The sequence below is a fragment of the Pseudomonas sp. genome, from assembly GCF_036404235.1.
GTDB lineage: Bacteria > Pseudomonadota > Gammaproteobacteria > Pseudomonadales > Pseudomonadaceae > Aquipseudomonas.
On record NZ_DASWOT010000077.1, the window covers coordinates 1 to 7,364 of the forward strand.

Genomic DNA, 7,364 nt, shown 5'->3' on the forward strand with positions numbered 1-7,364 from the left:
ACTTCAACTGCAACACCAAATCGCGGGCGAAAAAAAACCGGGCTGCAACCCCCGGCTTTCTCAACGCACTGCACGACACACTGTGAGGTGAATAATGCGTACTGAGCACCTTAATGTCAACACAGCTTCAATTCATGCCGCGTCACGAAACGATAATAGTTACGAAAACGTGGCGCGTACTATTTCCATGAGCAGCACCGAGATTGCGGAGCTGACTGGTAAACAGCACAAGCATGTCATCCGCGACATTCGAGACATGCTTGATGAGTTGGAAAAAGATGGTCCAGTTTTGGGCCATGTCCGCGAAGACAAAGATAGCAGGGGCTACACCACCAATTTCCACCTGGACAAGGAGCTGACCGAGACGCTGCTGACCGGTTATAGCATTCCTCTTCGCCGCAAGGTGGTGCATCGCCTGCATGAGTTGGAGCAGATCGTGGCGCCCCGCGTTATCGCCACGCTCCCTGACTTCTCCAATCCTGCCGCAGCGGCACGCGCATGGGCTGAACAGTTCGAACTCCAGCAAGCCGCCAATCAGGCCCTGGCCATCGCTGCGCCCAAAGTGGCCTTTGTAGATCAATACGTCGAAGCGTCTGGCTCGATGAGCTTTCGGCAGGTCGCAAAGCTGTTGAATGCCAAAGAGCGCCAGTTCAGACAAATGCTGCTGGACCAGGGCGTCATGTACTACCTCGGCGGCGTGCTCACGCCTTGTAGTCAGCATCAGGCGGCAAAGCGTTTCGAACTAAAAACCGGCACCAGCGAAACCAACGGTCATGCATTTGCCCAGGCGCGGTTCACCGCAAAGGGCGTGCAGTGGATCGCCGGCGTGTGGGCTGCGTACAAGCTGGAGCAAAGCAATTGAGCACCATCATCATGAGCGCCTGCTGGCCGTTGCAAGGCATGAGTGGGCCACAGAAGTCTGTCCTGATATCCCTGGCTGACAATGCAAACGATGAGGGGGTCTGCTGGCCTTCGATTGCGCGCATTTCACAGCGCACGTGCTTGGCAGAGCGGACCGTCCAAACCGCCATCAAGTGGCTGAGCCAAGTTGGTCTGTTGTCGATCCGCGAGCGCACCGGGCGGTCGACAGTTTATCTGTTAACCCCTGCATCATATTCACCCCCGCAGGAAATGCACCCCGCAGGAGATGCACCGCCACCCCCGCAGCTCACGACAGAAACCCCCGCAGCAGCCGCACCCAGAACCGTAATAGAACCATCAAGTGAACCATCACCTCTTGGCGAGGGCGAGAAATCGACGTCGAAGGCGAGACCGAAATGTTCACCTCAGGCCATCGTGGATTTGTTCAACGAGACGATTCCTGAATTTCCACGTGTCGTCATGCTGACCAAGGACAGAGTTTCCAAGATCACGGCGCGCTGGGACCAGAGCGAAGTGCATCAGGATCTTGAGTTCTGGAAAGAGTTTTTCGAACTGGTGCGTGCTAGCCCATTCCTGATGGGGAAGGCAGAGGGCACGAACAAACCTTTCCGCTGCAACTTCGACTGGCTGATTTTGCCTTCGAATTTCGTCAAGGTCGTTGAGGGTAACTACCGTGCGTGATCCCTACAGCATTGAGTCCGAGCAGAGCGTGCTGGGCGCCATGATGCTTCGTCCCGAACTGATCGATGTCCTGTCCGCAGACCTTTCGGCAGAAGATTTTTACCTGTCGGATCACTCGGAGCTGTTCAGGTCGATCCTGGCATTGCACTCGGAGGGCAAGCCGATCGACGTTCTTACCGTCAGCACCAGGATCGGGACGTTCGCGGATGGGGTCAACACCCTTGGTTACGCAGCCGAAATCGTCAAAAATACGCCCAGTGTCGCGAACGCTCATTCCTATGCAGCAACGATCCGCGAGCGCAGCCTGGATCGCGCACTGATCAGCCTCGGGGCTCGCATCAACGAAATTGCCTACGGGGATCAGCCGACCGCCGACAAGATCGCATACGCCCAGTCCGAAGCGTTGGCACTCGAGGGGGAGTCTGCGACCGCCGAAGTGATCAAGGCCGAAGATATCCTTGATGACTACATTGAGGTTCTGCAGGCGCGAGCGGATCGAGGTGAAGGTATCGATGGCCTTTCGACTGGGATTGCGGACCTCGATGACAAGATCCAGGGGTTGAAGCCTGAGCAATTGGTCGTCATCGCCGGTAGGCCAGCCATGGGCAAGACCACGCTGGCGATGAACATCGTTTCCGACGCCGCGATTCGGCAGCGCAAGAGCGTGATGGTGTTCAGCCTTGAGATGAGCAAGACCCAGTTGATGGATCGCTTCATGGCGTCCGAAGGCCGGGTGCCGCTCCAGTTGATCAAGAACGGCAAGGCCCCTCACGACTACGGTGCTGAACTGATGTCGGCTGCTGGGAAGATCAAGAATTCGAACCTGTTCATCTCTGACCGCGACGGATTGACGATCAACCGGATTCGCTCGTCGGCGCGCCGACATAAGCGCCGCTACGGCCTCGATCTGATCGTCATCGACTATCTCCAGCTTCTCGACTCTGACCTCAACGGCGCAATCCGCGAGCAGGAAATCAGCTACATGACTCGCGCCGCCAAGAGCATGGCCCGCGAACTTCAAGTTCCAGTGGTATTGCTGAGCCAGCTCTCCCGCAAATGCGAAGAGCGTCCGAACAAGCGGCCAATCAATTCTGACCTTCGTGAATCCGGCGCTATCGAGCAGGACGCCGACATCATCCTCTTCGTCTACCGGGACGAGGTTTACCACGAAAACACCGAAGCAAAAGGGATTGCCGGAATCATCATCGGTAAAGGTCGGGACATCGAGACCGGCACCGTCCGAACGGCGTTCCTTGGGCAATACAGCCGCTTCGAGCAACTGGCTGGCGGCTGGATAGAACAGCCTAAGCCGGAAAAAGTCACCAGTCTTGCCAGTCGTTATGCCAGTAAGGAGCGTTTCTGATGGCGATCAACGAAGCCCGCTTGCATCAGTTGCTGTCTGGGCAGTCCTCAATCGCGCGCAAGGTCTTCGTCCACATCCCTATTCAGGAGTGCTGGAGCGCTCACGATATCCACGCCGCTGCGCTTGCCGCCAACGCTACCACCGTCTCAGCGCATGCGATTCGCCGTGCTCTTTTGGAGCTAAAGGACGCCGGAATCATCCGGGAGCCAGCGGGCGGTAAATTCCAGCGCGATGCACTCACCATCAAACCCAAAAGCGAGCAGCCCATGCCGAAAGTAGTCTCTGAAACCGTGGTCCCGATCAAAAAGACAGATATACAGGCTCTGGACGCACTCGCTGGGCTGTCTGCTGAGGTCGTTGGTTTGGCTGGTGAAATTTCGTCGCGGCTGAAGGCCCTGTCCCTGCGCATCGAGGAGGTGGCTCTTTCGGTTGAGGTGGAGCGCGATAGCAACGCGGAGGCGCTGGGCAAGCTCAAGCAGCTCCAAGCTTTATTGAAGGGGATCGCGCAGTGAGTAAACCCAGTCTGTCTCGACCAGATCCTGTGACTTTCCGGTTTGCGGTGTACGCCTGCTCATCCAAGCTCGATCTGGCGGACGCTCCGGATCCGGCCATTGCATTGTTTGAGCACAAGCTGATTGCTGAAACGTTCGGCCGGATGATGTGGCCGAGCACATACGAGGTTCTGGACCTCTCGGAGGTGCGCGCGTGAAGACGATCAAGGCCACGTTAAAAGTCGTGCATTGCTTCGTCACGTTCATGGAGGCTGGTTACGACCAGTCAGTACCGCCAGTCGAGTATCAATTCGGTACGTGGCTATGAAGGGTCGTTCTGTCTCTGCTGCCCAAAAGCGCTGGCACGACACTCTGGTGAGCACGGTCGGCTGTATTGCCTGCCGTGTCGGCTTTGATGTCTACAACGATCAGTGCAGCATCCATCACGTCGATGGCAGAACCAAACCACACGCACATTGGTACGTGCTGCCACTGTGCGCCGGGCACCATCAGCACGGATACGGCGCCGATGGGTTCCCCGGCTTCGCCATTCACGGTCAGAAAGTGCAGTTCGAGCAGGCATATAGCCGTCAGGCCGATCTGGTCCAGATATGCGCCAAGGTCGTGGCCGAGGCGGGCGGCGATGTTCCTGCTGCATTCCTCGCATGGCTGGACGGTTCGGAGGTGGAGGCATGATCCCGGCCCAACCTCGACTGTTCAAGAAGAAGGCCGCACGCAAGAAACCGGTGGATCGCGAAGGCTTGGAGCAGGCTGCGCTGATCACTGAGCTGAAATACCGTTTCCCGCTTGCGGCGAAGTTGATCTACCACGTCCCGAACGGTGGGCATCGGCATGTGCTGGTCGCGATCAAGCTCAAAGAGCAGGGCGTTAAGGCCGGTGTGCCGGACCTCGTCCTGCCGATGGCCCGAGGTGGTTACTTCGGGTTGTACATCGAGTTCAAGGCGCAGCCTCCCTACGACGCGGCAGTGTCGCCTGATCAGGACGCCTATCTGCATATGCTCACCGAGCAAGGCTATCTCGCAATCGTCTGTCGTGGACGCGTCGACGCCGTCACCACCATTCGTGATTACATGCTCCAGCCGCCGACGAGGATTGCCGCATGAGCACAGCCGCCGTCAATCTTTCCGACGCCGAGATTCGTCGACAGGCCGCTGATCCTTCGGTGCATACCCTGCGTGATCCACGTCATCCTGGTCTGTATTTCCGTTTCAACGAGGGCAGAGCGCGCGGTTCCTGGTATCTGGTGGTGAAGCGATCATGGCGCCGTATCGCCGGATATCCCGACCTCAAGGCGAATGCCGTATTGGCTGTGCTGCCCGAACTGCGTCAGCGCATGGTGCTCACGCCAAATGCCAGCGCCGCCATCGAGGCGTGGAGTACCGTCGGTGACCTGCTCGATTGGTTCGGCGAACGGATGTCCAGAGCGCGCTCGCTGTCCGAGAAACGAAAGGCAGCAGGAAAGTCGGCAATCGCCTGCCACCTGAAGCCACGCCTGGCTGACCTGCCGATTCGTGATGTAAGCGCCCAGACGCTGGACAAGCTGTTGATGTGGCCCGCCCAAGAGACACTGTCGCTGTCCTACGTGCAGCAGTTGTACCGGCTCTTGGCGGTGGCATTCCGTCAGGCCCGGAAACTGGACCTGATCCCGGTTAATCCCATGGCCGACCTCAAGTTCGTTGACTTCACCACCGCCCGGATCATGCCCAAGCCTGCTCGGCTGCGCGGTGTCCAGCTACCGGAGGTTGTGACACTGCTCGCTGAGCGTTTCGATAGCTCGCCGGGCGAAGCCATGCTGGCCCTGATGATGCTCTGCCACGGCACACGCATTGGTGAAACCCGCATGGCTCGCTGGGCCGACATCGCCCTGCCCGAGCGCGAGTGGTTCATTCCCGCCGAACACACCAAGACCCGAACCGAACACCGGCTCCCCCTGACGGATCAGGTATGCACGCTGTTGCGTCGGTACCGGGAGCAGCAACTGGCGCAGGGCTACGAAGGCGCGTACCTGTTCCCGTCCCGTCGCGGCAAACAGCTGAGCGAGAACCAGGCCAGCGCCGTGTTTACCCGTCTCGGTCGGGGTGAGTGGACCAGCCATGACCTGCGCAAGGTCGCCCGTACTGCCTGGACCGATTTGGGCATCGACGGGCACATCGGAGAGATGCTGCTCAACCATTCGCTGGGCAAGATCGCCTCGACCTACATCAACACGCAGGCCACCGAGCAGCGTCGATTGGCGCTGATGAAGTGGCATGACTGGTTAGATGGCCGTGGCTTCAAGGCGATTCACGGGCAGACAGGCGTTAGATATGAAGATTCACAAACCCCCGTGCAGGCCACGAACGACGATGCCTGCAAGGCGATCCCACAATTTGTTAATGGCGAGGTTTAAAAACGATGAAAAAGAGCCATGGCCCCGCCTTTCGACGCGAAATTAAGCCGTTGATGGAGTGCGGGATCTGTCGCGGCGCCACGGTCGTCAGCGGCGTGTTTCATCAGTTGGACTGCACTGCTTGCAACGCATCGGGCTGGATATGCGCCGAAACAGGTGACGCCTTGCCGCTCGATGTGTTGGTCCAGCAACTGAGTTTGAGGCTGCGCAGCACGAACGCTGAGTTGTCCAGGGCGCGCCAACCAATCGGCGGCGCTCATGAGCAGTACGAACAGAACAACCGCCGCGGTGCCGGCGGCACGAATTACACAGGGGATTGAGCGATGGGCATCTATAAAGACGTGATGGGCACGCTGGTCCGCGTACTGGCTGCCGACAACATCGACAACAGCACGAAGCAGTCTTGGCAAAAGCTGATCGATGCCGACCTGCGGCAGGGCGGGACCGGAAGTTCTATCTCGGTCCGCGACAAGTTTGATTATGACTGCTGCCTGTATGCGCTCCTGCACCGCGAACTGGATTCCGCCCAGTGGGATGTGTTGGTGGCGAAGTACTCGACGCATAAGGCCAACAAGGTGGCGGCGATCAGTCGCCTGGTCAGCCGCACCACGTCGCCAGCGCCGCAGCTGTTCATCTATAAGGCGCTCACTGCCTGGGCCATCCCAAAGCTCAGAGGTGTGCAGTCCGGCAAGCGCTCCACCGACATGATCGTGCTGCCCGCTGAGTTCTATGACATGAACAGCTGGGATACCGAAGGCAAGCCGGAGTCGACCAGGCGTCGCTGGAAGACCGGAATTGCCAAGCGCCTGGAGTCGCTCGAAGAGGCCGCCGTGATCCACGCAACCGAGATTTTCGACCGAGAGCAGATATTCATCGACGCCGCTTGACGTAGTGGCGGAATGATCATAAATTAGCCCCATAATGTCGATCTTGCGCGTATGAGATAGGTATAAGAAGCCCGCCGCTGAGATGGGCTTTTTTTGTTCGGAGACTATCTTGAAGACCACATACGTCCTCTTTCGTGCTGGTGAAAACTACGGACAGCAAAGTGCTGTCGGTTGGTTCGATACCGAGATTGCGGCCAAAGATGCGGCGATCAGGATGGAATGGGATGAGTGCCGCAAAGAGGCCGAAATCCCCAGCACCATGTCAAGATTACTGAGCCCGGATGACACGGAATATCGGCGGTTCAGTGTTGAGCCGTTAGATCGTCTGAACTGAATGGTTTCAAATAAATGCCCGGCCACCGTGTCGGGCTTTTTTATGACACGTCACTTATTCCCATTTCGAGCCTCGGCATTTGCCGGGGCTTTTTTGTTTTCGGCTCACTCATATCCAATCTCTCGGAACCTCTGATCGTCACGTTCAGCGAGGGCCTCATTCGTACCTATTTCATCGTGCTGCTCCCCAGTGCTTTGCCCGTGACACTGCGGGCCTTTTATTTCCCGGAGTTCCAATAATGGCCGAACCGAGTACCGGTGCGCTGGCGGTGACGGCTGCGATTGGCATGACCACCGCAAGCCTAATCCCAGGCATT

11 protein-coding genes are annotated in these 7,364 nt (G+C 58.0%); all 11 read left to right on the forward strand.

Annotated elements, in window-relative coordinates; genetic code table 11:
* Positions 1 to 187: 187 nt before the first annotated feature.
* Entirely contained in the window at positions 188 to 862 is a 675-nt protein-coding gene (locus VGC62_RS09590; protein WP_331186837.1) for a phage antirepressor KilAC domain-containing protein, read from the forward strand.
* The gene (locus tag VGC62_RS09595; RefSeq protein ID WP_331186838.1) at positions 859 to 1,563 is read left to right on the forward strand and encodes a helix-turn-helix domain-containing protein; all 705 of its coding nucleotides are present in this window, start codon (positions 859 to 861) and stop codon (positions 1,561 to 1,563) included. The genes VGC62_RS09590 and VGC62_RS09595 overlap by 4 nt, the downstream gene beginning before the upstream one ends.
* Positions 1,556 to 2,926 (forward strand): replicative DNA helicase, encoded by a 1,371-nt coding sequence (dnaB, locus tag VGC62_RS09600; RefSeq protein WP_331186839.1) that lies wholly within the window; start codon positions 1,556 to 1,558, stop codon positions 2,924 to 2,926. The genes VGC62_RS09595 and dnaB overlap by 8 nt, the downstream gene beginning before the upstream one ends.
* Positions 2,926 to 3,438, forward strand: coding sequence for a hypothetical protein (locus VGC62_RS09605; protein ID WP_331186840.1), 513 nt, complete (start codon positions 2,926 to 2,928; stop codon positions 3,436 to 3,438). Before dnaB ends, VGC62_RS09605 begins: the two co-directional genes overlap by 1 nt.
* Complete coding sequence (locus tag VGC62_RS09610; protein ID WP_331186841.1) at positions 3,435 to 3,635, forward strand: hypothetical protein; 201 nt, start codon at positions 3,435 to 3,437, stop codon at positions 3,633 to 3,635. Before VGC62_RS09605 ends, VGC62_RS09610 begins: the two co-directional genes overlap by 4 nt.
* Positions 3,636 to 3,741: 106 nt before the next feature.
* Positions 3,742 to 4,113 carry a Ref family recombination enhancement nuclease gene (locus tag VGC62_RS09615; protein ID WP_331186842.1) on the forward strand — a complete coding sequence of 124 codons (372 nt, stop codon included), beginning with the start codon at positions 3,742 to 3,744 and terminating at the stop codon, positions 4,111 to 4,113.
* Positions 4,110 to 4,541, forward strand: coding sequence for a VRR-NUC domain-containing protein (locus tag VGC62_RS09620; RefSeq protein WP_331186843.1), 432 nt, complete (start codon positions 4,110 to 4,112; stop codon positions 4,539 to 4,541). Before VGC62_RS09615 ends, VGC62_RS09620 begins: the two co-directional genes overlap by 4 nt.
* Positions 4,538 to 5,827, forward strand: a complete 1,290-nt coding sequence (locus VGC62_RS09625) for a site-specific integrase (protein WP_331186844.1) — start codon at positions 4,538 to 4,540, stop codon at positions 5,825 to 5,827. Before VGC62_RS09620 ends, VGC62_RS09625 begins: the two co-directional genes overlap by 4 nt.
* 5 nt (positions 5,828 to 5,832) lie before the next feature.
* Positions 5,833 to 6,147 (forward strand): hypothetical protein, encoded by a 315-nt coding sequence (locus VGC62_RS09630; RefSeq protein WP_331186845.1) that lies wholly within the window; start codon positions 5,833 to 5,835, stop codon positions 6,145 to 6,147.
* Between the two features lie 3 nt (positions 6,148 to 6,150).
* Complete coding sequence (locus tag VGC62_RS09635) at positions 6,151 to 6,714, forward strand: hypothetical protein (RefSeq protein ID WP_331186846.1); 564 nt, start codon at positions 6,151 to 6,153, stop codon at positions 6,712 to 6,714.
* 109 nt (positions 6,715 to 6,823) lie between these two features.
* Positions 6,824 to 7,048: a hypothetical protein gene (locus VGC62_RS09640; protein WP_331186847.1), complete on the forward strand. Its 225-nt coding sequence runs from the start codon at positions 6,824 to 6,826 to the stop codon at positions 7,046 to 7,048.
* The last annotated feature ends 316 nt before the right edge of the window (positions 7,049 to 7,364 follow it).